This window comes from Oleiphilus sp. HI0067 (genome assembly GCF_001635735.1).
Genome location: NZ_LWFI01000340.1, coordinates 1 through 1,052 on the forward strand (window position 1 = coordinate 1; position 1,052 = coordinate 1,052).

Consider the following 1,052-nt stretch of genomic DNA (forward strand, 5'->3'; position numbering starts at 1 on the left):
TCGAAAATAATTTTTTATAGCCGTATAAAACAGAAGCACGCAAAACAAGCGCGTGGTGATGCCAATGAAGTGAAATTATTATTACCCTCAAATAAAGACTAATAAGAAAAGCTTTCATGTTCCGCGATCCTACTGTTACTTCTCCCGTCCCTACTCCGCTTAAAGGTGTGATGCCGGCAAGCCCATTAATTGGGAACTTATTTGATTTCGCTAGAAATCCCTTAGCGTTTGTTCGTTCCGCTGTTAATTACGGAGAACATGTGGCTGATTGGCGCGTACCTGGTGAGCGGATATCCTTTGTTACTAGCGCAGAAATGAGCCACCAGATTCTTGTGAAGCACTACACTGATTTTCGCAAGGCTGAATGTGATGTAGGCGTGATGGCTCATGTGCTCGGCAACGGTTTGGTAACAAACAACAGTTACTCCTCACATAAGACACAGAGAAAGCTTGCCCAACCTGGCTTTCACTTTCGCCGAATTCAAAACTATGCGCAAACGATGATCGATTACTCGTATAGCTACGCAACATCGCTGGAAGAAGACGAAGTGAGGGATGTGAACGATGATATGTTCAAACTCACGCTGTATATCGTATCTAAAACACTCTTCAATAATGATATGGAGCATATGAGCGCACTATCTGACGAAATCGGCGCGCTGATTCATGAATTGCAATTCATCATGAATAAAGGCTTCCAGAGCATGTTTGTATTGCCATCGTGGATTCCGATGCCGGGACAAAAACGACTTGCTCGAGCTAAATCAAAATTGATGCATAATATTGAAACGATGATCGACGCTAGAAGACAAGATGATGGATCCTTTGTCTTCGGAGACGATCTGCTCTCGATGTTAATGGAAGCTGAATATGAAGACGGCTCTAAAATGCCAAAAGAGCTGCTTATGGAAGAATTAATTACCCTTCTTTCTGCTGGGCATGAAACCACATCCAACACCATGACATGGGTATTTTACTTAATCGCATCACACCCTCACATACAACAAAAATCGTTCGATGAAATAGATCAAGTAGTGGGAAAGCGAGAGTTA

Annotated in this window: 1 protein-coding gene; it reads left to right on the plus strand. The window is 42.6% G+C overall.

Annotated elements, in window-relative coordinates; all coding sequences use genetic code 11:
- Positions 1-116: 116 nt before the first annotated feature.
- The coding region (locus tag A3739_RS04155; RefSeq protein ID WP_156502337.1) for a cytochrome P450 at positions 117-1,052 on the plus strand (936 nt) is incomplete at its 3' end.